At 69.0% G+C, this 20874-nt stretch carries 24 protein-coding genes and 1 pseudogene; 8 read left to right on the plus strand and 17 right to left on the minus strand.

All coding sequences use genetic code 11. From position 1 onward, the window contains the following. Positions 1-15 precede the first annotated feature (15 nt). Positions 16-633 carry a TetR/AcrR family transcriptional regulator gene (locus AC07YH_RS01500; RefSeq protein WP_494745241.1) on the plus strand — a complete coding sequence of 206 codons (618 nt, stop codon included), beginning with the start codon at positions 16-18 and terminating at the stop codon, positions 631-633. On the opposite strand, the gene AC07YH_RS01505 is transcribed toward AC07YH_RS01500, so the two are convergent. From AC07YH_RS01505 to AC07YH_RS01535, 7 genes are all read right to left on the minus strand, one after another. Then, positions 630-1277 carry an Isoquinoline 1-oxidoreductase subunit gene (locus AC07YH_RS01505; RefSeq protein WP_494745242.1) on the minus strand — a complete coding sequence of 216 codons (648 nt, stop codon included), beginning with the start codon at positions 1275-1277 and terminating at the stop codon, positions 630-632. The genes AC07YH_RS01500 and AC07YH_RS01505 overlap by 4 nt on opposite strands. Positions 1278-1318: 41 nt before the next feature. Further along, entirely contained in the window at positions 1319-2023 is a 705-nt protein-coding gene (locus AC07YH_RS01510; protein WP_494745243.1) for a glutamine amidotransferase-related protein, read from the minus strand. Position 2024: 1 nt separating this feature from the next. Continuing rightward, complete coding sequence (locus AC07YH_RS01515) at positions 2025-3278, minus strand: CCA tRNA nucleotidyltransferase (protein ID WP_494745244.1); 1254 nt, start codon at positions 3276-3278, stop codon at positions 2025-2027. A gap of 92 nt (positions 3279-3370) precedes the next feature. Continuing rightward, complete coding sequence (locus tag AC07YH_RS01520) at positions 3371-4021, minus strand: CoA pyrophosphatase (protein WP_494745245.1); 651 nt, start codon at positions 4019-4021, stop codon at positions 3371-3373. Further along, positions 4018-4578, minus strand: a complete 561-nt coding sequence (locus tag AC07YH_RS01525; protein ID WP_494745246.1) for a DUF1285 domain-containing protein — start codon at positions 4576-4578, stop codon at positions 4018-4020. Before AC07YH_RS01525 ends, AC07YH_RS01520 begins: the two co-directional genes overlap by 4 nt. 32 nt (positions 4579-4610) lie before the next feature. Beyond that, entirely contained in the window at positions 4611-5156 is a 546-nt protein-coding gene (locus AC07YH_RS01530) for a GNAT family N-acetyltransferase (RefSeq protein WP_494745247.1), read from the minus strand. A 64-nt stretch (positions 5157-5220) separates the two neighbouring features. Next, positions 5221-5265: a hypothetical protein gene (locus tag AC07YH_RS01535; RefSeq protein WP_199170699.1), complete on the minus strand. Its 45-nt coding sequence runs from the start codon at positions 5263-5265 to the stop codon at positions 5221-5223. Between the two features lie 139 nt (positions 5266-5404). On the opposite strand from AC07YH_RS01535, the gene AC07YH_RS01540 reads away from it, so the two are divergent. Further along, positions 5405-6661 carry an MFS transporter gene (locus AC07YH_RS01540; protein ID WP_494745248.1) on the plus strand — a complete coding sequence of 419 codons (1257 nt, stop codon included), beginning with the start codon at positions 5405-5407 and terminating at the stop codon, positions 6659-6661. On the opposite strand, the gene AC07YH_RS01545 is transcribed toward AC07YH_RS01540, so the two are convergent. Beyond that, positions 6653-7147, minus strand: coding sequence for a GNAT family N-acetyltransferase (locus tag AC07YH_RS01545; RefSeq protein WP_494745249.1), 495 nt, complete (start codon positions 7145-7147; stop codon positions 6653-6655). The genes AC07YH_RS01540 and AC07YH_RS01545 overlap by 9 nt on opposite strands. On the opposite strand from AC07YH_RS01545, the gene AC07YH_RS01550 reads away from it, so the two are divergent. After that, positions 7146-7502: a TfoX/Sxy family protein gene (locus AC07YH_RS01550; protein WP_494745250.1), complete on the plus strand. Its 357-nt coding sequence runs from the start codon at positions 7146-7148 to the stop codon at positions 7500-7502. The two genes, AC07YH_RS01545 and AC07YH_RS01550, sit on opposite strands and share 2 nt — an antisense overlap. Here AC07YH_RS01550 and AC07YH_RS01555 read toward each other — a convergent pair. From AC07YH_RS01555 to AC07YH_RS01585, 7 genes are read right to left on the minus strand one after another with little or no spacing between them, the layout of a single operon-like run. Continuing rightward, complete coding sequence (locus tag AC07YH_RS01555; protein WP_494745251.1) at positions 7499-8356, minus strand: SDR family oxidoreductase; 858 nt, start codon at positions 8354-8356, stop codon at positions 7499-7501. The genes AC07YH_RS01550 and AC07YH_RS01555 overlap by 4 nt on opposite strands. Next, entirely contained in the window at positions 8353-8868 is a 516-nt protein-coding gene (locus AC07YH_RS01560) for a hypothetical protein (RefSeq protein ID WP_494745252.1), read from the minus strand. The genes AC07YH_RS01555 and AC07YH_RS01560 overlap by 4 nt, the downstream gene beginning before the upstream one ends. Then, positions 8868-9839: an SDR family NAD(P)-dependent oxidoreductase gene (locus tag AC07YH_RS01565; protein WP_494745253.1), complete on the minus strand. Its 972-nt coding sequence runs from the start codon at positions 9837-9839 to the stop codon at positions 8868-8870. The genes AC07YH_RS01560 and AC07YH_RS01565 overlap by 1 nt, the downstream gene beginning before the upstream one ends. Positions 9840-9878: 39 nt before the next feature. Then, entirely contained in the window at positions 9879-10286 is a 408-nt protein-coding gene (locus AC07YH_RS01570) for a DUF3995 domain-containing protein (RefSeq protein ID WP_494745254.1), read from the minus strand. Then, positions 10286-11056 (minus strand): enoyl-CoA hydratase-related protein, encoded by a 771-nt coding sequence (locus AC07YH_RS01575; RefSeq protein WP_494745255.1) that lies wholly within the window; start codon positions 11054-11056, stop codon positions 10286-10288. Before AC07YH_RS01575 ends, AC07YH_RS01570 begins: the two co-directional genes overlap by 1 nt. A gap of 2 nt (positions 11057-11058) precedes the next feature. Continuing rightward, positions 11059-11496: a MarR family winged helix-turn-helix transcriptional regulator gene (locus AC07YH_RS01580; protein WP_494745256.1), complete on the minus strand. Its 438-nt coding sequence runs from the start codon at positions 11494-11496 to the stop codon at positions 11059-11061. Between the two features lie 45 nt (positions 11497-11541). Beyond that, the gene (locus AC07YH_RS01585) at positions 11542-12639 is read right to left on the minus strand and encodes an MBL fold metallo-hydrolase (protein WP_494745257.1); all 1098 of its coding nucleotides are present in this window, start codon (positions 12637-12639) and stop codon (positions 11542-11544) included. A gap of 154 nt (positions 12640-12793) precedes the next feature. On the opposite strand from AC07YH_RS01585, the gene AC07YH_RS01590 reads away from it, so the two are divergent. Both AC07YH_RS01590 and AC07YH_RS01595 read left to right on the plus strand, forming a co-directional pair. Further along, positions 12794-14143 (plus strand): hypothetical protein, encoded by a 1350-nt coding sequence (locus AC07YH_RS01590; RefSeq protein ID WP_494745258.1) that lies wholly within the window; start codon positions 12794-12796, stop codon positions 14141-14143. Positions 14144-14316: 173 nt separating this feature from the next. Further along, positions 14317-14973: pseudogene (locus tag AC07YH_RS01595) on the plus strand (SGNH/GDSL hydrolase family protein); the annotation flags it as partial. 53 nt (positions 14974-15026) lie between these two features. On the opposite strand, the gene AC07YH_RS01600 reads toward AC07YH_RS01595, so the two are convergent. Then, positions 15027-16565 carry an acetolactate synthase large subunit gene (locus tag AC07YH_RS01600; protein ID WP_494745259.1) on the minus strand — a complete coding sequence of 513 codons (1539 nt, stop codon included), beginning with the start codon at positions 16563-16565 and terminating at the stop codon, positions 15027-15029. A 116-nt stretch (positions 16566-16681) separates the two neighbouring features. On the opposite strand from AC07YH_RS01600, the gene AC07YH_RS01605 reads away from it, so the two are divergent. Next, complete coding sequence (locus tag AC07YH_RS01605) at positions 16682-17317, plus strand: lysoplasmalogenase (RefSeq protein ID WP_494745260.1); 636 nt, start codon at positions 16682-16684, stop codon at positions 17315-17317. On the opposite strand, the gene AC07YH_RS01610 is transcribed toward AC07YH_RS01605, so the two are convergent. After that, on the minus strand, positions 17286-19076 hold the full coding sequence (locus AC07YH_RS01610; protein ID WP_494745261.1) for a feruloyl-CoA synthase: 1791 nt from the start codon (positions 19074-19076) through the stop codon (positions 17286-17288). The genes AC07YH_RS01605 and AC07YH_RS01610 overlap by 32 nt on opposite strands. A gap of 116 nt (positions 19077-19192) precedes the next feature. On the opposite strand from AC07YH_RS01610, the gene AC07YH_RS01615 reads away from it, so the two are divergent. Next, a complete protein-coding gene (locus tag AC07YH_RS01615; RefSeq protein WP_494745262.1) occupies positions 19193-19540 on the plus strand; it encodes a YciI family protein in 348 nt (115 codons plus the stop codon). 7 nt (positions 19541-19547) lie between these two features. Further along, on the plus strand, positions 19548-20810 hold the full coding sequence (locus AC07YH_RS01620) for an RNA polymerase sigma factor (protein ID WP_494745263.1): 1263 nt from the start codon (positions 19548-19550) through the stop codon (positions 20808-20810). Positions 20811-20874 lie beyond the last annotated feature (64 nt).

Below are 20874 nucleotides of genomic sequence, written 5' to 3' on the forward strand. Positions count from 1 at the left end.
GACACCCTGACCGCCATGCCCGCAAGCCCCTGGATTTCCTCACGAAAGCAGCCCCAGCAGGCCCGCTCGGCCGAGCTGGTGGCGGCGATCCTGGAGGCGGCTGTTCAGGTTCTGGCCAAGGAGGGCGCGGCGCGTTTCACCACCGCCCGGGTCGCCGAGAAGGCCGGCGTCAGCGTCGGCTCGGTCTATCAGTACTTCCCCAACAAGGCCGCGATCCTGTTCCGCCTGCAGACCGACGAGTGGCGGACGACCACCGACCTGCTGCGCTCGATCCTGGAGGATGCGAGCCGCCCGCCCCTGGAGCGACTGCGCGCCCTGGTCCACGCCTTCGTGCGCTCGGAATGCGAGGAGGCGCAGATGCGCACCGCCCTCAGCGACGCCGCCCCGCTCTATCGCGATGCGCCGGAAGCCACGGAGGCCCGTTCGTCAGGGGTCGGCATCATCCTCAACTTCATGCGCGAGGCCCTGCCAGATACGCCGGAGGCCGCGCGCGTCCAGGCCGCCGACCTGATCAAGATGACGCTCAAGGAAGTGGCCAGCGTCTTCTCCGAGACGCCGCGCACGGACTCCGAGATCACCGCCCACGCCGACGCCATGGCCGACATGTTTACGGCCTATCTGAAGAGCCTCTAGGCGGCCTTAGGGCACTTCGCCCCCGTATCGATCCACGCCTTGATCAGCTCGCCGAACTGAGCCTGCGTGCCCGGGGCCGGGACACGGCCCGCGCCGGGGCGCCAGGCCCAACCGACCAGGTGGTCCTCGGCCATGTGGTGATGCAGCTCGGCCATCGACTTGCCGCCGTTGGTCGAGGGGTTCTTGATCTGGGCGCAGATCTGACCCAGCGACTTGCCCTGCCAGGCCATCTCGGCCGGGGCCAGGCCCCACTTCGGATCGCCAGGGATGCTCTTGATGTCCGCGCCCCAGGTCGGGACGTTGGCGGCCGTATGGCACGAGAAGCACGGCATGCCAGCCGGGCCATGGCCGCTGTCGCCGGCGACCATCGGCGGATTGTGCGGATGCAGGTTGTCGCCCTGGGTCGGGGCGCGCTGGACGGGATGGCAGTTCAGGCAGCGGGGGCTCTGGATCACCTTGCCGGCCTCCTGGAACAAGGCGACCGACCGCGCGGCCGGGTCCGTGATCGACTGGAAGCTGGCGGCGGTCTTCAGCGCCATGGGAGCTGGAGCCGGTTTAGCCTCCGGAGCGGCCTGGACGCTGGCGACGACCGCGCCGGCGGCGGCCAGGGTTCCGGCCAGGATCACGACGGTAGCGACACGCATGGCGGACCTCCCGGATTTCAACGGGAGAGCAACGCTTCCGCTTAGCCTTGGGTTTCCTGCTTGAGGAATCCGCGGATCCACGCGGCCATCCGCGCGGCGTCGTTGTCGGCGCCCAGGCTGGCGATCGCGGCGTCGGCCTGCTCGTCGGTGAACCGCGTGCCGCGCCGGGCCTCGATCAGCGCCGTGGCGTAGGCCGGCGAGAACTCCGGGTGGAACTGCATAGAGATCGCCTTGGCGTCGTCGTACGCCAGGATGCCGTAGGGCGTGAAGGCGCTGCCGGCCAGCACCCGCGCGCCGGGCGGCAGGACGGTCACCTGGTCCTGGTGCGAGCCGGGCACGGCCACATGGTGAGCAGCATCCATCCACGGCTCCTGTGCCTCGACCGCATAGGCCTGCAGACCCACGCCCCAGCCCTTGTCGGACTTTTCGGCCTTGCCGCCGAACGCCTCGGCCATGATCTGGTGGCCAAAGCACACCCCGACCATCGGCTGCTCGCCCTTGGCCTGCCGCAGGAACGCCTTCAGCGGCTCGATCCAGGGCAGCGGGTCATAGACCCCCGCCGCCGAGCCGGTGATGACATAGGCGTCGTTCTCGGCCGGATCGGCGGGCAGCTCGCCTTCTTCCACATTGTAGACTTGGTAGCTGTGCCCATCGCCCAGCAGCGCCTCGAACATCGCCGAATAGCTGCCGTAGGTATCCGCCAGGTCGCCCGGCGGATGGCCGGTCTGGAGCAGGCCGATCTTCATGTCAGTAGACCATCCCTTGAGCCACGGCCTTGAGCCGCTCGATCGCGCTGAACTTGTCCTCGATGAAGTCCTGGTCGATCCACCAGATCTCGACCTCGCGCATCACCTCGCCGACCAGTGGCCCCTTGGGCACGCCAGCCTGCATGACCTCGTCGCCCGACAGCGGGAAGGCCGGCGGGTTCCAGGTCTCGGCCAGGGCGAGCAGGGCCCGCCACTGCGGCGCGGTCGAGTCGCGGCCCGAGCCGGCCCAGGCCAGCTTGATCCGGTCGCTGAACGTCCGCACGCCCAGGCCGTAGACGGCGCGGCGGGCCTCGCGCGGGCTCATCCACGAGACGACGCGCGGGGTCTTGCCGACCGCGTCGACGATGCGGTCGCGGACATTGTTGGGCAGGCGCAGGCGCTCGGCCAGGTCGGCGGCCAGCTTGGCGTCGTCCGGGATCAGCGCGGCCAGGCGCAGGTCGGGATCGTTCTCGAACAATTGCTCGGTCTCGATGGCGACCAGGGCCTCGAAGCGGGCCAGGGATTTCACCTGCGGCAGGATCGAGGACAGCACGCTGGTGGCGCCCATCAGGCGCAGGGCCGGACGCGGATCCTCCGCGGCCAGCATCTTCATCAGCTCCTTCTGGGTGCGCTCGGCGGCGCGGCCCGAGACCATGCCCTTCAGCGCCTTGCAGGCGGCCAGGGCCTTCTGGTCGGCGTCGCCCTTGCCGTACCAGGCCTGGAACCGGAAGAAGCGCAGGATGCGCAGGTAATCCTCGCGGATGCGGGTCATCGGGTCGCCGACGAACACCACCCTGCCCTCGCGAGCGTCGTTGATCCCCTCGCCGGTCGGATCGTAGACGCGGCCTTCGAGGTCGGCATAGAGGGCGTTGAAGCGGAAGTCGCGACGCTCGGCATCCTGACCCCAGTCCTGGGTGAAGGCCACCACCGCCCGGCGGCCGTCGGTCGAGACGTCCTTGCGCAGGGTGGTGATCTCGTAGGGCTTGCCGCCCGACAGCGCGGTGATGGTGCCGTGATCGACGCCCGTCGGGATGGCGCGCAGGCCCGCCTGCTCCAGGGCGTCGATGATCAGGTCCGGCGTCAGGATGGTGGCGATGTCGATGTCGTCGATGGGCTTGCCCATCACGGCGTTGCGCACGCAGCCGCCGACGAAGCGGGCGCAGCCGGCATGGCTCCGCGCCTCCAGCGCCGCGAACACGGCCTTGGTCTCCGGTAGCGCCATCCAGGGCTGGATGCCGATCGATTCACTGCTCAACGCCGAACTCCCACAAGTACGCGTCTTGGCCCCGTCGAACGGGGCGTCATTGTTAGGCCAGGAGACCCTGGCTCCACCAGACAGGAAACACCCTACTCGGAGGGGTTCTGTCCGCTTTCGTCGTAAAGCGCCTCGTACAGCGACCGGAGCATGCCGGCCGTCGCGCCCCAGATGAACCGGTCGTTCCAGGGCATCGCATAGAAATGACGCCGCGCGCCGTCGGGAGCCTCCCGCGACTGGCGCTGATGGTTGGCCGGATCCATCAGGAAGGCGAACGGGGTCTCGAAGACATCGGCCACTTCCTCGGGGCTGGCCACGAAGGTCGCCTTGGGATCGATGAAGCCGACCACCGGCGTCACGTGGAAGCCGGTCACCGTCTGGTAGCCGTGCAGCAGACCCACCACGCTCACCAAGGCCGGGTCGAGCGCGACCTCTTCCTGGGCTTCGCGCAGGGCCGTCTGCCAGGGTGTCTCGCCCGGATCGCAGCGGCCGCCGGGAAAGGCGATCTGGCCGGTGTGGCTGCGCAGGGTGTCGGAGCGTCGGGTCAGCAGGACGGTCAGCCCGTCCTCGTGCTCGATCAGCCCCACCAGCACGGCGGCCGGGCGCAAGGCGTGCGGATTGTCGACCTTCAGGCCCGGATTGAGGTCGTAGTCGGACTTCTTCGGATCGGCCAGGCTCGGGTCGTACTCGGAGATCGGATGCAGGCGGCTGGTGATCCAGGCGCGGCGCTCTTGCGGCGTCATGCGAGGATCGCTCCCGCCAGCGCGATCGGGAAGAAGGCGCCGTTCGAGGTCACGCCCCAGACGCCGTCCTGGTCCCGCGCCATCTCGGCCAGCTCATAGAACACCTGCCGGGCGATCAGCGCCTCCAGGCCCCGGCGGACGTGGACGTAAGGACGCGGCTCGCCGGTCTCGGCGTCGATCTCGACGCGGATGGGGTTCTCCGGCCCAGCCTCGACCGTGTCGCCGACATTGGTCTGGAAGATCAGCGCCTCGCCTTCACGATCAACACGCGTGGCGATGAACGGCGCGTCCTCGACCGTGATCTTCATCTTCTCGACGGGCGTGACCAGGTGATAGCCGTCCGGATCGAGGCGCAGCACGGTCGAGAACAGGCGCACCAGGGCCTCGCGGCCGATCGGCGTCCCCTCGTGGAACCAGACACCGTCCTTGCGGATGCGGATGTCGATCTCGCCGCAATGGGGTGGGTTCCACAGGTGGACCGGCGGCAGGCCGCGCACGCCGTCGGCCTTCGCAGCCGCGGCGACGCCGTCCAGTCCAGCTTTGGGGGCATCGGTCATCACTGATCAGTTAGGCCTATCAGGCCGCCTGCTCAAGCGCGCGGATCGATCGCGACCAACCCTGCGAGACCCTCATCGCCGCCTTGACGTAGCGGCAACAGCAGCACGCGGCGCTGGTCCACCGGTCCCGGCAGGACGACGCCAGCCGTGTGGGCGTTGGTGAAGCCGACCCGGCCGAAATAGGGGCCGTCGCCGACCAGCAGCACGGCGCGCCAGCCGGCGGCGCGGGCGGCCTCGACGGCGCTCTCGACCAGGGCCTGGCCCAGGCCCGCGCTGCGCTCGTCGGGATCGACGGCCAGCGGACCCAGGAACGCGACCGGCTCGCCGCCGATCGTCACCGGCCACATGCGGCAACAGCCGACCGGCTTGCCCTCGCGCAGGGCCACGAACGAGCAGTCGGCCAGCAGCGTGTTGCCCTCGCGCAGGCGCTCGGACGACTTGGCGAAACGGCCGGGGCCGAACACCCGGTCGATCAGGTGGGTGACGGCCGCTTCCATCGCCGGCGTCTCATGGACCAGCGGCGGATAGGAAACGGAAGGAATGGTCTTTTGAACTTGTACGCTCGGAATTGGGGTCATCGGCCTTCGGGAAATGCGAAAGGGCGTCGGAGGCTCCCGACGCGAAGGCGCGACCGGGAGGGCGTCAGATCGTGGCGCGTTCGCGCGTCATTCGTCGCAGGCGGGGCATACCCAAATTCCTTAGAAGGGCTTCGGAGCGTGACCAAGTCACGTTCCGTGGCTCCCAGTAGATGCGCGCGCTGTAGGGCCAAGGCTTTCTCAGGTCAATAACGTTGCGGTGCGGCGACTTGGCCCTATGTTGCGGCCCGATGTCAGAGCTCGCCGAACCCGCACCCGACACGTCTACCCGCGCCCTGTTGCGGGAGCATGACTTCCTCCTCTTCTGGGTGGCGCGGTTCGTCTCCACCCTGGGGGTGCAGATCCAGTCGGTGGCCCTGGGCTGGCAGGTCTACGCCATCGCCCGCCTGACCCACTCGGTCGGGGAGTCGGCGTTCATGGTCAGCATGATCGGCCTGGCCCAATTCCTGCCGTTGTTCCTGCTGACCCTGCTGGCTGGCGAGACCGCCGACCGACGAACCCGCAAGCTGATCGTCGCCGTCACGCTGTGCCTGGACGCCATCAGCGCCAGCGTGCTGCTGACCCTGGCCCTGATGGGCTCGCACGCGCTGTGGCCGATCTTCGCCGTTTCGGTGATGTTCGGAGCCAGCCGCGCCTTCCTGTCGCCCGCCAGCAGCGCCATGGGGCCGATGCTGGTGCCGCGCCCGCTGCTGCCGCGCGCCATCGCCTGGAATTCGCTGTCCTGGCAGGGCGGCTCGATCATGGGCCCGGCCCTGGGCGGCCTGCTGCTGATCCACTCGCCGGCCCTGGCCTTCGGCACGTCGCTGGCCCTCTACCTGCTGGCCGCCGTGCTGGCCCTGCTGATCCGCAAGAACACCAAGCCCGAGACCCAGCCCGGCTCGCGCGTCGAGCTGATCAAGGAGGGTCTCTCGTACGTCTGGAACAACAAGATCGTCTTCGGCTCGATCTCGCTGGACCTGTTCGCGGTGATCCTGGGCGGGGCCACGGCCCTGCTGCCGGTGTTCGCCAAGGACGTGCTGCACATCGGCCCGGGCGGTTTTGGCCTGCTGCGCGCGGCCCCGGCCATCGGCGCGACCCTGGTCGGCGTCTATCTGGCCAGCAGCCCGATCCGCCGCCACGCGGGCCGGATCATGTTCGCCGGCGTCGCGGTCTTCGGCCTGGCCACGGTGGTGTTCGGCCTGTCGAAACTGGAATGGCTGTCGGTCGCGGCCCTGGCCGTGCTGGGCGGCGCCGACATGCTCAGCGTCTATGTCCGCCAGACCCTGGTGCAGATCGTGACTCCGGACGCCATGCGCGGCCGCGTCGCCGCCGTCTCGGGCGTGTTCATCAGCGCGTCCAACGAACTGGGCGAGGTCGAGAGCGGAGCCATGGCCTGGCTGCTGGGGCCCATCGGGGCCGCGGTGTTCGGCGGCGTCGGGGCCATGGCGGTCACGGCCCTGTGGGCCTTCCTGTTTCCCGACCTGCGCAAGGCCGACCGGCTAGAGTAGCCCCGCTAGCTTCTTGATGCCGTCGCCGGTCAGGCGGCGGATGATCCACTCGTCCATCGCGGCCGCGCCGAGGCTGTCGTAGAAGGCGATCGACGGGGCGTTCCAGTCGAGCACCGTCCACTCCAGGCGGCCCAGCCCCTCGTCGACGCAGCGCTTGGCGAGGCTGGCCAGCAGCGCCTTGCCCGCGCCCGAGCCGCGCGCCGACGGCCGCACGAACAGGTCCTCCAGATAGATCCCGTGCCGACCGACGAAGGTCGAATAGTTGTAGAACCACAGGGCGAAGCCGACCGGCTGGCCGTCGCTCTCGGCGATGTCGGCGAAGGCGCGGGCGCTTGGACCGAACAAGGCCGCAGCCGTATCGGCCTCCGTCGCCTGCACCGTGTCGAGCAGCTTTTCATAGTCCGCCAGATCGAGGATGAACTGGTGGATCAGGGCGGCGTCGGACGGCGTGGCGGGCCTAATCGAGACTTTGGCGGATACGGACATGGCGGTCTCTGCGGACTATCGGGACTTCGTTCTGGAGCAACTGGCCCCGCTGGGCCACATCACCTCGCGCGCCATGTTCGGCGGAGTCGGCGTCTATGCGAACGGCCTGTTCTTCGCCCTGATCGACGACGACACCCTCTACCTCAAGGGCGATGACGCCCTGAAGCTCGAGTTCGAGGCCGCCGGCTCCCATGCCTTCGCGCCGTTCGGCCACGACAAGCCGATGGCCTACTGGACCGCCCCGGCCGAGGCGCTGGATGACCAGGACGTCCTGCTGGAATGGTCGCGCAAGTCGCTGGAGGTCGCCGCCCAATCAAGCGCCAAAAAGGCTGCGACCTCCAAGAAAAAGCGCTAGCCGATCTTCACCCCCGGCGGCGGCTCGCTGGCTTCCGGCACGAAGAAGTCCGGCATCAGGGTCGCCTCCCGATCGACCTTGTACTGGTCGAAGTCACGGACACCCTCGCCGTACAGGAAGGTGTCGTCGATCAGGAACTGGCCGGTCAGCTCGCGCGAGGGCTTGTTGAAGATCGCATAGGCCGCGTCGGCCATGATCTCGGGCGTGCGACAGTGCTTGAGGCCTTCCTCGCCGGCCAGGGCGAACTGGATGGCAGCGGTGGCGATGCCGGTGCGCGGCCACAGGGCGTTGAAGGCGATGCCGTCGCTCTTGAACTCCTCGGCCATGCCCAGCACGCACATCGACATGCCGAATTTGGCCATGGTGTAGGCCACGTGCGGGCCAAACCAGCGCGGCGACATGTCCAGCGGCGGTGACAGCATCAGCACGTGCGGATTGGCCGACTTCTTCAGATACGGGATGCAGGTCTTCGAGGTCAGGAACGTGCCGCGCGTGTTGATCTGATGCATCAGGTCGTAGCGCTTCATGTCGGTCGACAGCGTCCCGGTCAGCGAGATGGCCGAGGCGTTGTTCACACAGATGTCGATGCCGCCGAACTGGGCGACGGCCTTCTCGACCGCCTCCTGGACATTGGCTTCCTCGCGCACGTCGACGACCAGCGGCAGGGCCTGGCCGCCCGCCGCCTCGATCTCCTTGGCGGCCGTGTAGATGGTGCCCGGCAGCTTCGGATGCGCCTCGGCCGTCTTGGCGGCGATGACGATATTGGCCCCGTCCCGCGCCGCGCGCAGGGCGATGGCCAAGCCGATGCCGCGCGAGGCGCCGGTGACGAAGAGGGTCTTGCCCTTGAGGCTCATGCGAGGTCTCCACGCGGTTTGATCAGGCCGAAGCCGGCGCAGACGAAGCCGGCGATGAAGCTCATCTTGGCCACGTGCGCGACGGGACCGTGATCCTTCAAGGCGACGCCGACAAGGCCGATGACGAGGGCCGCGATCCACAGGCCAGCGGAAATGCGGAAGACCTTGGCCCGCAGCAGGTCGATGGCCCAGACCACCATGCCGATCGACCAGATACTGGAGGCGATCATGTACGACGCCTCGCCGAAGATCTTGGCCGACGAGGTCCGCACCAGCATCACGCCCAGCAGGCCCAGCACGAAGCCGACCAGGCCCAGGACGCTGGCCGTACGCTTGCTCGCCGACCAGACGCCCAGCATGCCGATCATCAGCAGCAGGTCGATGGTCACGTAGACGAGGTGCGGCTGCGGCTCGACCAGGCGCGGATAGATCAGGAACGGCGCGACGACGTCGATCGCCGCGCCGACGATCGTGGCGACCCCGGCCAGCCGCAGGACGGTGCGGTCCTGCATCAGGCGCCGGCCCCGACGGTCTTCACCGACAGGTCCCACAGGCGATCGGCCGCCTCGGGGTCCAGGGCGTGAGGCATGACGCCGTTCCAGGGACGCTCCTGGCTCCACGGGACGGCCTGGTTGCAGTCCTCCAGATAGAGCCCGCCGACGCCGTCCAGTTCGTCGCCGACCGCCGCCCAGACGCTGGTCGCCGCGCCCTGCTCTGTGGTCTTGAAGCCCTCGCGCGGCTTGTCGTTCTCGTCCAGCCAGCCCATGGCCCGCTGCTCCTCGATCGACATGTGCCGCTGCAGCGGGGTCATGATGCCGCCCGGCATGACGGCGTTGGCGTTGACGCCCTGGTCCTTGAACCGCTTGTCGAAGCCGACCGCGAACAGGCTGTTGGCGGTCTTGGCCTGACCGTAGGCCTCCCACTTGTCGTAGTCGCGATGCTCGTAATTGGGGTCCTCGAAGTTCACCCCGGCGCGGCGGTGGCCGATCGACGACAGCGACACCAGCCGCGAGCGCTTGCCCGAAGCCTTGGCCCCAGCGACCAGGTTCGGGGCCAGCAGCACCGACAGCAGGAAATGGCCCAGATGGTTGGTGCCGAACTGCATCTCGAAGCCGTCGGCCGTGCGCATCAGCGGACTGGCCATGACCCCGGCGTTGTTGATCAACAGGTCGATGGGCCGATCGCCCCAGACATGGGCGAAGTGGCGGATCGACTCCAGGCTGGCGAGATCCACCATGCCGAAGCTGGCGCGCTTGGAGCCCACCTCTGCGTTGATCGCGTTGGCGACCTCTTCGCCGAGGTCCGGCTTGCGGGCGGCGATGATGACTTCCGCGCCGGCCAGGGCCAGGGCCCGCGCCGTCTCGACGCCGATGCCGGTGGCCGCGCCGGTGACGATGGCCACGCGCCCCGACAGATCATGGCCCGCGACGACCTCGCGCGCCGTCGATTTCGCCCCGAAGGCCGAGGTGATGCGATCACTCATGCTGTATCCTCCCACGTGTTTTCGTTGTTTGAGGTGACGCTACATCTGGATGGCGAAAATCCCCAGGGCGATCGCCAGGCACAGCGGGCCATAGGCGCGACGGTTCAGCCGCCAGAACGGCGTGCCCTCGGCATAGCGGAAGATCGGCGGGACGTAGGTCGCCAGGCCGCGCAGGACGAAGACCGCGAACAGCACCCAGCGTCCAGCCTTCAGCCAAGGCGCGAACGGGGATGGGAAGAGGCTCGCCAGGATCAGGCCGCCGCCAGCCGCCAGGGCCAGGGCGACCGTGGCGCTGGCCCTGAGGCCAGGCGCCTTCATGCCGCGCGTGCGGCCCACGACATGCTCGACCATCGAGGCCTCGTCATGTCCGGGCCAGCGACCGCCAAGGCCCCAATAGAGGTGCAAGGCCGCCAGCGCCAGGAGCACAGCGGCCAGCAGCAGGGCCACTAGCCGACCTTGCTGAAGTCGGGCGCGCGGCGCTCGGCGAAGGCCATGAAGGCCTCGCGGGCCTCGGCCGTCTGCAGGCGGGCGGCGAACTCGGCGCCTTCGGTGTCCATCAGGGCGGCGATCTTTTCGGCGTCGCGCATCAGGCGCTTGGTGACGGTCAAGGCGCCCAGCGGACGCTTGGCCAGTTGGTCGGCGGCGGCGCGGGCGCGGGCCCGCAGATCACCGAGTTCGGCCGAGCCGTTGGCGATGCCCCAGGCCACGGCGGTGCCGCCGTCGATCGCCTCGCCCAGGGCGAACATGGCGTAGGCGCGGGCATGGCCGATGCGGGCCGGCAGCAGCCAGCTGGAGGCGGCTTCCGGCACCAGGGCCAGGTTGACGAACGGCGTGGTCAGGCGCGCGTCGGGCGTGACGAACACCAGGTCGCAGTGCAGCAGCATGGTCGTGCCCACGCCCACGGCCTGGCCCTGGACCGCGGCGACCAGCGGCCGGGTGGCGTTGGCGAGCGCCTTCAGGAAGCGGATCACATGGCGCTCGCCCGTGAACGCGCCGGTGGCCTGGGCGGCGAAATCCTGCAGGTCGTTGCCGGCCGTGAAGGCGTCGCCGTCGGCCTGGATGACCACGACGCGGACGGCGGTGTCTTTCTCGGCCAGCTCCAGGCTGTCGGCCAGCACGCCGTACATGGCGTTGGAGAGGGCGTTCTTCTTTTCCGGACGCGCCAGGGTGATGGTCATCACGCCGGCGTCGATCTCGACTTTGACATGCTCGGTCATGGTCATTCTCCCTTGGGGAACTTGGTCTGCAGACTGGCGAGCCAGCGCGCGACGACGCCGATCTCCTCGTCCGTGAAGCCTTCGGTCAGGTGGGCGTTGATGCCGTCGAGGCCCGCCTTGGCGCGCTCGCGGGCCTCTCGCCCATTCTCGGTCAGGTGCAGGCGCATGGCGCGGCCGTCCTTGGGATCGGCGCGGCGCTCGACCAACTCGGCGCGGGTCATGCGGTCGATCAGGCCGGTCATGGCCGAGGGGGCCAGGTCCAGGGCGTCGGCGGCCTCGCCGATCAGCGCCCCGTCCTTCTCGCCCAGATAGAACAGCACACCCGACTGGGCGGCGGTCAGCCCGCCCTTGGCCGCCATCTTGCCCTCGATCCAGCGCTGCACGCGCCGATGGCCGGCGTTGAGCAGGAAGATGAGGCGGCGGTCGGCGGGCACGGGCATGTCCGCCAGACTATGTTTCGCACGCGAAATGTCAAACAGGTGTTTCTAGTCTGGACTAGAAAAAGCCGCGTACCAGGCCACGCCCTCGTCATCGACCGTGCGCTGGATCTTGCCGCGACCGACCAGGCAGTTGAGGTGAGCCAACGCCTCGCCCGTGGCCATGCCCAGCAGGTCCGGTCCGATCTGCCGCGCGAACAACGCCCCGAAGGTGTCGACCACCCGCTTGGGCTCGGCCAGCTTCTTCTCCAGCCGCGCCAGGCCCCGCTCGTGGCCCGAGATCAGCCCGTCGATGCGAGTGTGCAGCCCCTCGAACGGATCGTTATGGGCCGGCAGCACGACGACCTCGTCCGGCACGGTCGCCTTGACCTTGGCCAGCGAGCGCAGCCAGTCGCTCAGCGGATCGGCGTCCGGCTCGGTCGGGAACACCGAGACGTTGGACGAGATGCGCGGCAGCACCTGGTCCCCGGAGATCAGCACGTTCAGCTCCGGACACCACAGGCAGGCATGGTCGGGCGAGTGCCCCTGCCCCGTCACCACCCGCCAGGTCTTGCCGCCGATGTCGAAGTCCTCGCCATCCGACAGCCGGCGATAGCTGTCGGGCAGGGCGTAGATCGCCTTGCCGAAGCCGCCGAAGCGGGCCTTGTAGTTCTCGATGGCGTCCTCGTCCCAGCCGGCGGCGTGGAAGAACTTGACCCCGTCCTCGGGCGCCTCGCGGCCGGTGTCGGCCACCAGCATCCGGCACTGGAAGTATTCCAGCCGGGTCATCCAGAGACGGCAGTCGAACTTGCGGGTCATCCAGCCGGCCAGGCCGATGTGGTCGGGATGCAGGTGGGTGACGATCACTCGGGTGACCGGCTTGCCGCCCAAAGCGCCGACGAAGGCGTCGCGCCAGGCCTGGCTGGTCTCGCGGGTCTGGACGCCGGTGTCGACGATCGCCCAGCCCTCGCCGTCGGCGATGGCCCAGACATTGATGAACTGCAGCGAGCCGCCCAGCGGCATCCGCAGCCACAGGACGCCCGGCGCGACCTCGACCGCGCCGCCCGAACCGGCCTCCGGCGCCGTCTCGAACGGATAGACCAGCCGTCCGGCCTTGCGGACTTCGGGGACCTCGGTCGTCTCTTCGTCTTCAAACCCGTCGCGCATTTCGTTCCCTTCAGGGCCGGTTCAGCCGGCGCTTGTCGTTGATCCAACCCATTTTTTGCCCCGAAACCCAGTCATCATCACGCCTAGGTCGGAGGGTATCTTGACCCCTGATACAAGCACGCGCTTATGTCCGCGCGAGGAATCCACCCAGGAGATGTTACCCATGAGGCCTTTCGCGATCGGTCTGACGGCCGCCCTCGCGGTCGCTATTCTCATTCCCGCCGCTGTCATTTCGGCGCCGAAGGAAGAGAAGGGCAAGCCCGCCGCCATCGACGCCAAGTCGCGTGAGGTCGGTAAGAAGGAAGCCCCGGCCATCATGGCCGCCAGCGGCGCCAGCTGCACCGTCACCGACGCCCGCTTCATGGGCGAGGACAAGAAGGCTGGCGACAAGTACTACGAAGTCGCCTGCTCGGAAGGCATGGGCTTCGCGGTCATCGCCAAGAAGGAAGGCGCTCCGCAGGTCTATACCTGCCTGGAATCGAGCCAACCCGCCGCGGACGGCAAGGTCGGCGGCCTGGCCTGCCTGCTGCCCGACAACGCCAACCCCGGTTCGAAGCTGGCGCCGTATGTCCAGAAGGCCGGCGTGACCTGCGAGCAGGAAAACGCGCGCGCCATCGGCTCGGGCGCCAAGAACTCGTTCTTCGAAGTCGCCTGTAAGGGCGGCGCGGGCTACATCGTCCAGACGACGAACCCGATGAACCTGAACGGCGAAGTCGTCGCCAACAGCTGCCTGCTGTACGAAGAAGGCGGCAATGTCAGCTGCAAGCTGACCAACCGTCAGACCCAGCTGCAACTGGTCGACGCGCTGAACACCGCAGCCAACAACGGCTGCGCGGTCAAGGACAAGCGCTACGTCCTCAGCACCAAGACCGACAGCTACTACGAAGTCTCCTGCCAGGACGGCAAGGGCTACATGTACCAGCAGACGACGGCCACCAGCGCCTTCGTCAAGTCGATCCCCTGCGCCCAGGCCGGCTTCGTCGGTGGCGGTTGCACCATGACCGACGCCGTCGCCGCCCAGACCGAGCAGGCCGGCTTCTACAGCAAGCTGTCGGCCAAGGCCGGCTTCCCCTGCGACGTCGAGAAGTACGGCATGCTGCCGAGCGCCGACCCGAAGAAGGAAGTCGTCGAGCTGCGCTGCAAGGGCAGTGAAGTGGGCGCCATCGCCGTGTTCACCGCCACCGGCGGCACGGTGTTCGACTGCCTCACGGCCGAGTTCAACGGCTATCGCTGCTCGTTCTCCAAGAAGGACACGCAGTTCGCCCGCCTGAGCCAGGACCTGGTCGGCTTCAACAAGGCTTCGTGCAAGGTCTCGGACGCCCGCATCATCGGTTCGACCGAAAACGAAGGCTTCGTCGAAGTCGCCTGCTCGGACGGTCTGCCGGGCTGGGTGCTGGGCTATCCGACGGGCGTCGCCAAGCCGGCGGCCAAGGAGTTCCTGTCCTGCGCCCAAGCCAAGGGCATCGGCGGCGGCTGCAAGCTGCCGACCAACGTCAAGAGCTGATCCCAGTTCTGACCTGATCTAAAAGAGGCCCGCCCGGAGCGATCCGGGCGGGCTTTCTTTTTGGGCCAAGGGATCGCTAGGCTCGGCCCATGCTTCGCGTCCTGACCCTCGCCTTCGCCCTTCTGGCCCCCCTCTTCGCCATGAACGCCCACGCCGGCCCGCGCTATGTCTCGATGGGCAGCTCCTATGCCGCCGGCCTGGGCGTCTCGCCGTATCAGGAAGATGCGCCGGCCCGCTGTGCGCGATCGACGCGGAACTATGCCAGCCAGCTCGCGGCCAGGCGCGGCCTGACCCTGGTCGATGTCGGCTGCAGCGGGGCGAAGACCTCGGCGATCCTCCAGCCTTGGGGCGAGTTGCCGGCCCAGATCGACGCTGTGACGGCCGACACGGCGCTCGTGACCATCACCATCGGCGGCAACGACATCGGCTTGGTCGGCGGCCTCTATGGCGGTTCGTGCCGCCAGCGGGGCGAGGCCAATTGCGCGCCGCAATCCGCGCCGACCGAAGCCGACTACGCGGCGCTGAAGACGGCGATGACCGGCATGGTCGCGGCGATCCGCGAGCGGGCGCCCAAGGCCCGGATCGTGCTGGTCGAATATCCGACGATCCTGCCATCGCAAGGTGCCTGCGTCGCCGCGCCGCTGACCGAGGCGGACGCCGACGCCGCCCGGATCAAGGCCGCGCGGCTGTTGGCCGTCACGCGGGAAGCCGCGACCGCCGGCGGCGCGACGGTGATCACTACCTCCGAGCTCAGCCGAGGCCACGACGCCTGCGCGGCCGAGCCGTGGATGAACGGTTATCCCGCCCCCGGCGCCGCGCCCTATCACCCCAACCTGGCGGCCATGACCGCCATCGCGGACGCTCTGGACGCGACCCTTCCCCGCTATAGCGCGGCCTCGATCAGGCGCGGACCCGGCGTGGCCATCGCCCGGGCGAAGGCGTCGTCGAAGGCTTCAGCCGTCTCGGCGCGTTCGGCGGCCATGCCCATGCCCTGGGCCATCTTCACCCAGTCGATGCGGGGGTCGCCCAGGTCCAGCAGCTTCGAGGCCGCCGGCCCGGGGTTGCCGGCCCCGGTGCGCCCCAGCTCGATGCCGAGGATGCGATAGGCGTGGTTGGCGAAGACCACGACGGTGACGTCCAGCTGCTCGCGGACGATCGTCCAGAGGCCCTGCACCGTATACATGCCCGCCCCGTCGCCGGTCAGGGCCAGCACCTTGCGGTCCGGGCAGGCCACGGCCGCGCCGATGGCCAGCGGGATGCCCTGGCCGATCGCGCCGCCGGTCAGCGACAGCCACTCGTGGGCGCGGGCCGCCTTGGTCTGGGTGAAGATCGGCAGGCCGGCGGTCACCGCGTCGTCGGAGATCACGGTCTGCGCCGGCATGTGCTTGGCGATCGAGGCGCCGATAGCCCAGGCGTCGAAACGGCCGGCCGGAGCCTCCGGCGCGGCATAGGTCTCGACCGCGCCGGCCGCCGAAGCCCCGACGACGTCGGCCAGGGCGTTCAACGCGGCGGCCGCATCGACTTCGCGACCGCTCAGGGTCTCGACCGAGCAGCCTTCGGGGACCAGCACGCTGGGCCGGTCGGGATAGGCGAAGAAGGCCACCGGCCGGGCGGTCGAGACCAGGATCATCAGGTCGACGCCGTCCAGGTCCTTCAGGGCCTGCTCGGCGAAATAGGGCAGCTTGTCGGGACGGAAGCGGCCCTCGCCCCGCGCCTGGCGGGCGGTGAAGGTGTCGGTGAGCACGCGCACGCCGTGGGCCGCCAGCCGGCCGGCGGCGGCCAGCGCCGCCTCACCGCACGCACCTGAGCCCAGCAGCAGCACCGGCTTCTTGGCGAAGCTCAGCGCCTTGGCGACCGTCTCGACGGCGGTCTTGTCGGGCTTGGCGAAGGCCGGCGGGGTGACGACCGGCCCCTTCACGGTGGCCTCGTTCCAGGCGGCGTCGGCGGGCAGGACGAGGCAGGCGTTGCCGCCCGGCGTCCCGTAGCTGGCGACGATGGCTTCCGCCGTCAGAGGTCCGACGCTGTCGGCGCTCTCGGCCGACTTGACCCACAGCGAATTGGGCGCGGCCAGGGCGGCGATGTCGCTGTTCAGCGGGGCGTCGAAGCCGCGGTGATAGGTGGCGTGGTCGCCGATGACGTTGACGATGGGGGTGTACGCCCTCCGGGCGTTGTGCAGGTTGGCCGCGCCGTTGGCGTAGCCGGGCCCCAGGTGCAGCAGGGTGCAGGCGGGCTTGCCGGCCATGCGGCCATAGCCGTCGGCGGCCCCGGTCGCCACGCCCTCGAACAGGCACAGCACCGAGCGCATGCGCGGCTCGCGGTCCAGGGCCGAGACGAACTGCATCTCGCTGGTGCCCGGATTGGCGAAGCAGGCGACGACCCCGTTGTCGGCCAGGGTGGTGATCAGGGCGTCCGCGCCGTTCATGCTGTCCTCCGCTTTTATGCCTCCTGTCTCCGACATTTCGGCAAGGACGCCAACCCGGTTGCGCATCAGGCGACGGCCATTGCAGTCTGACCGGCAAAAGAGGGGGAAAACATTCCATGCAAGGGATGAGCGCGGCCGCGCGCTGGACGCTGATCGCGTCGGCAGTCGCAGGCGTCAGCTATGTGGCGACCTGGGTCCTGGACCTGTCGCCGGGGATCGAGACCGTCTGGAAGGGCGCCGGCGTGGCGCTGCTGGCGGTCCACGCGGCGCTGCGGGCCAAGTCGCTGGACGGCTGGCTGCTGACGGCGGTGATGGTCTTCGGCGCCGGCGGCGACGTGCTGCTGGAGACCCACGGCCTGACGGTTGGCGCGGTGTCGTTCCTGCTGGGCCATGTCGTCGCCACGGTCCTCTATCTGCGCCATCGCACGCCGACCTCGGTGGCGCCGCTGGTCCTGGTCCCCATCGTCGCCTGGGCTTCCCGACTGCTGTCGAGCGGCAACAACGGCGTCGTGGCCTACAGCGTGTTCCTGGCCGGCATGGCCGCCACGGCGCTGATGAGCCGCTTTCCGCGCAAGACGGTGGGCCTCGGCGCGCTGATGTTCGTGGTCTCGGACTTGCTGATCTTCGCCCGCACCGGCCCTCTGCCGGACACCCTGGTCACCGGCCTGGCGGTCTGGGGTCTCTACTATTTTGGCCAGCTTCTGATCTGCGTCGGCGTGGCTAGAGAACTAGAATCCCCGCGTCCGGCGTAGCCGCGAACAGCCGCTCCAGCTCCTTCGGACGGCGATCGCGCGCCATCGCCTGGTTGATATAGCCCTTGTCGGTCAGCTCGCCGCTGGCCGCGTCGGGGGCGCCGTCCAGGATCAGGGCGCGCAGCACCTTGCCGCCGCCGCCCTTGGCCGCCGCGTTCATCCGCGACAGGCCCTCGGTGATGGCGGTTCGCACCGCCGCCTCATCCCCCAGCCGTTCGCAGGCCTTGGCGTCCAGGAACAGCATCAGGCCGACGCCGTCCTGGCCCTCGCCGCAGACCACCGCGTCGGAGACCACGCCGCCGATCGCCGACACCGCCGCCACCCGCAGAGCGCCGGCCGCGACGAAGGTCCCGCTGGCCAGCTTGAAGTTCTCGACCAGCCGCCCGTCGAACACGAGCCCCGCCGCCGGATCGTCCGGATCGGCCAGCCGCGCGGCGTCGCCCAGACGGTAGAAGCCGTCCTCGTCGAAGGCCTGGGCGGTGGCTTCCGGCTGGTCCAGATAGCCCGGCGAAACCTGCGGCCCCTTCACCCGGATCTCGAACTTGCCGCCATCGCCGGCCGGGACCAGCTTCACCGCCGTGCCCGGGGTCGGCAGGCCGACCATGCCCGAGCGCGCGTTCAGCCAGTGGATGTTGCAGGCCGTCGGCCCGGTCTCGGTCGCGCCGTAGCCGGCCGCGAAGGTGATCCGCTCGCCGACCGTCCGCACGGCCACGGCCTGGACGCGGTCGAGGATCGACTGGGCCATCGAGGCGCCGCCGTACTGGATCACCCGCACCGTCTCGAAGAACTTGGCGGCCAACGCCTCGTCGCGCTCCAGCTCGCCGACGAACATCCCCCAGCCCGCCGGGACCATGTTGTGATAGGTCGTCGCCACCTCGCGCAGATTGCGCACGGTCTCGCTGAACTTCCCCGGCACGGGCTGGCCGGCGTCGATGTAGAGCGTCCCGCCCCGGTGCAGCACCATGTGCAGGATGGCGTTGGCCCCCAGGCTGTGGCTCCAGGGCGCGGAATTGACCAGCACCGGCGGCTCGGGATCGGCGTAGCAAGCTTGGATCTGGGCCGCGTTCAGCGCGATGTTGGCGTGGGTGCACATGACGAGCTTTGGCCGCCCGGTCGAGCCGGACGTCAGCAACTGTTTGGCGACGTCATCGGGCTCAGCGACCGCCGGAGAGGGTTTCAAGAACAGCAGCTGACCAAACGAAATATCGCCCGGTCGGGGATTGCGGCTCGCGACGACGGAAATCCCCTCGAAAAACGGCGCGGCCAAAGCTTCGGCGAAATCTTCGGCGTCGTCGACGTAGATTAGCGATGGCCTGAGATGCCGAGCAATAGCCTCAAGCCGCGAGAGGTTCGCCCCCTTCAAGCCATACTGCGGCGAGACAGGCGTAATCGGCGCGCCAATACTCATGGCTGCATAGGAGATCAGCGCATGGTCGATGCCATTGCGCGCCAAGATCAGCAGCGGTTGGCCAAGCATGAGTCCCTGCTCATACAGACCGGTAGCCAGGGCGCCGACCTGCTTGGCGGCTAGCGAATAGGTGACCGTCCGCCAGCCTTCGCCATCGCGTTCCGCCAGCCACACGCGATCAGGCGCCTCGGCGGCCCAGCGGGCCAGGGGCTCCGTGGTGGTCCGCACCGCGTCCGAATAGGGCATCGGATTGCGCAGGATCAGCGTCTCCCCATGACGCTCGACCTCCAGCGCGCGGGGCGCGTAGCGGGCGTCGCGGAAGGGGGCGGTGTTGGGGGCTGATCCGTCCATGACCAACGTTATGCGCCCCCCTCGACATTTTTTCCAAGACCTGTCGAATCCGCGCGAGCCGGCGCGTCTCTCAGGTCGAAGCGTCGCGATGGCCGCGCGCTCATGGGAGACGAATGATGCAATACGCCCTGCTAATCTACGAGAACGAAGAGCTCTATCGCCGCGACAACGGCCGGGCGCTGGAGGAGATCATCACCGCCCACGTCGCCCTGGCCAAGGCTATGGAGGAAGAAGGCATCCTGCGCGGCGGTTCAGGCCTGAACAGCACCGACACGGCCACCACCCTGCGCAAGACTGGCGGCCAGTACAGCCTGCACGATGGCCCGCTGGCCGAGGCCCGCGAGCAGCTGGGCGGCTTCTACATCATCGAGGTTCCGGACCTGGACGCGGCCATGGCCGTGGCCAAGCGCATCCCGCTGGCCGGCGACGGCTCGGTGGAGGTGCGCCCCACGACCGACTGCTAGGGGACCGTTGAAGACCCTCGACCAGACCGCGCGGGTGGCCGGGGGGCGGATCGTCGCCGCCCTGGCCGCGACCTTCCGCGACCTGGACCTGGCCGAGGAGGCCTATGCCGAGGCCTGCGCGCGGGCCGCCGCCGTATGGCCGGACGCCCCGCCGCTGGACGGCGCGGCCTGGCTCTACGCCACGGCGCGGCGATGCGCGCTGGATATTATCCGTAGACAGAGCATTAGACGAAACACGACGCTCGACGCGCCCGAACCAGAGGCCTCGGCGGAGGAGATCATGGCCTCCGACACGCGCCTGATCCCGGACGAGCGGCTGCGGCTGATCTTCGTCTGCTGCCATCCGGCCGTCGCGCCCGAGGCCCGCGCGGCCCTGACCTTGCGGCTGGTCTGCGGCCTGACCGTGCAGGAGATCGCCCGCGCCTTCCTGGTCGCCGAGCCGGCCATGTTCCAGCGCCTGACCCGCGCCAAGAAGAAGATCGCCCAGGCCGGCGTGTCGTTCGAGGTCCCCGGCCCCGAGGCCTGGCCCGAACGGCTGGCGGCGGTGCTCTCGACCCTGGAAGTGGCCTATGCCCGCGCCCACGAGGACGCCGCCGGGACCGGGCAGCATGCCGGCTATGCCCGCGAGATGCTGGACCTGACGGCGGTGCTGGTCGAGCTGGCGCCGGACGAGCCCGAGTGCCTGGCCTTCGCCGCCCTTGTCCGCTTCGCCGAGGCGCGGCGGCCGGCGCGACTGGACGCCGAGGGCGCGATGATCCCGCTGTCGGAGCAGGACCCCGCGCTGTGGAACCGTGCGCTGATCCGCGAGGGGGAAGCGCTGCTGCGGTCGGCCGCGCGGCTGAACCGCTCGGGTCCGCGCCAGTTGCGGGCGGCGCTGCACGGCGTCTGGTGCGTGCGCCGCTCGCTGGCCGAGCCGCCGCCGTGGTCGGCGGCCCTGGCGCTGTACGACCTGCTGCTGGCCTGGCGCGAAGACCCGTTCGTGCGGATCAACCGCGCCGTGGTCCTGGCGGAAGTCGCCGGGCCGACGGCGGCGCTCGCCGAGATCGAGGCGCTGGACGCCGCTCGGCTGGATGATTTCCAGCCGTTTCATGCGGTGCGGGCGGACTTGCTCGCGCGGCTAGGACGGCGCGAAGAGGCGATGGAAGCCTACGACCGGGCGCTGGACATGGCGCCCGGTGAGGCGGAGCGGCTATGGTTGATCCGTAGACGGATGGAAATTCTCCAACACCGCTTCCCCGGGGAAAGCCGGGGCCCAGATGGAATAGCGTGAGCGTGGGTTCCTTTAGCTCAGCGCCAATCCAATCATCCCCAGCGCCATGGGATCTGGGCCCCGG

The organism is Caulobacter sp. GW456-12-1-14-TSB4, from assembly GCF_059424195.1.

Coding starts and splice junctions, on each gene's coding strand:
- AC07YH_RS01500 (WP_494745241.1), top strand. CDS start 16: ATGCCCGCAAGCCCCTGGATTTCCTCACGAAAGCAGCCCCAGCAGGCC.
- AC07YH_RS01505 (WP_494745242.1), bottom strand. CDS start 1,277: ATGCGTGTCGCTACCGTCGTGATCCTGGCCGGAACCCTGGCCGCCGCC.
- AC07YH_RS01510 (WP_494745243.1), bottom strand. CDS start 2,023: ATGAAGATCGGCCTGCTCCAGACCGGCCATCCGCCGGGCGACCTGGCG.
- AC07YH_RS01520 (WP_494745245.1), bottom strand. CDS start 4,021: ATGACGCCGCAAGAGCGCCGCGCCTGGATCACCAGCCGCCTGCATCCG.
- AC07YH_RS01525 (WP_494745246.1), bottom strand. CDS start 4,578: ATGACCGATGCCCCCAAAGCTGGACTGGACGGCGTCGCCGCGGCTGCG.
- AC07YH_RS01530 (WP_494745247.1), bottom strand. CDS start 5,156: ATGACCCCAATTCCGAGCGTACAAGTTCAAAAGACCATTCCTTCCGTT.
- AC07YH_RS01540 (WP_494745248.1), top strand. CDS start 5,405: ATGTCAGAGCTCGCCGAACCCGCACCCGACACGTCTACCCGCGCCCTG.
- AC07YH_RS01550 (WP_494745250.1), top strand. CDS start 7,146: ATGGCGGTCTCTGCGGACTATCGGGACTTCGTTCTGGAGCAACTGGCC.
- AC07YH_RS01545 (WP_494745249.1), bottom strand. CDS start 7,147: ATGTCCGTATCCGCCAAAGTCTCGATTAGGCCCGCCACGCCGTCCGAC.
- AC07YH_RS01555 (WP_494745251.1), bottom strand. CDS start 8,356: ATGAGCCTCAAGGGCAAGACCCTCTTCGTCACCGGCGCCTCGCGCGGC.
- AC07YH_RS01560 (WP_494745252.1), bottom strand. CDS start 8,868: ATGCAGGACCGCACCGTCCTGCGGCTGGCCGGGGTCGCCACGATCGTC.
- AC07YH_RS01565 (WP_494745253.1), bottom strand. CDS start 9,839: ATGAGTGATCGCATCACCTCGGCCTTCGGGGCGAAATCGACGGCGCGC.
- AC07YH_RS01575 (WP_494745255.1), bottom strand. CDS start 11,056: ATGACCGAGCATGTCAAAGTCGAGATCGACGCCGGCGTGATGACCATC.
- AC07YH_RS01580 (WP_494745256.1), bottom strand. CDS start 11,496: ATGCCCGTGCCCGCCGACCGCCGCCTCATCTTCCTGCTCAACGCCGGC.
- AC07YH_RS01585 (WP_494745257.1), bottom strand. CDS start 12,639: ATGCGCGACGGGTTTGAAGACGAAGAGACGACCGAGGTCCCCGAAGTC.
- AC07YH_RS01590 (WP_494745258.1), top strand. CDS start 12,794: ATGTTACCCATGAGGCCTTTCGCGATCGGTCTGACGGCCGCCCTCGCG.
- AC07YH_RS01600 (WP_494745259.1), bottom strand. CDS start 16,565: ATGAACGGCGCGGACGCCCTGATCACCACCCTGGCCGACAACGGGGTC.
- AC07YH_RS01605 (WP_494745260.1), top strand. CDS start 16,682: ATGCAAGGGATGAGCGCGGCCGCGCGCTGGACGCTGATCGCGTCGGCA.
- AC07YH_RS01610 (WP_494745261.1), bottom strand. CDS start 19,076: ATGGACGGATCAGCCCCCAACACCGCCCCCTTCCGCGACGCCCGCTAC.
- AC07YH_RS01615 (WP_494745262.1), top strand. CDS start 19,193: ATGCAATACGCCCTGCTAATCTACGAGAACGAAGAGCTCTATCGCCGC.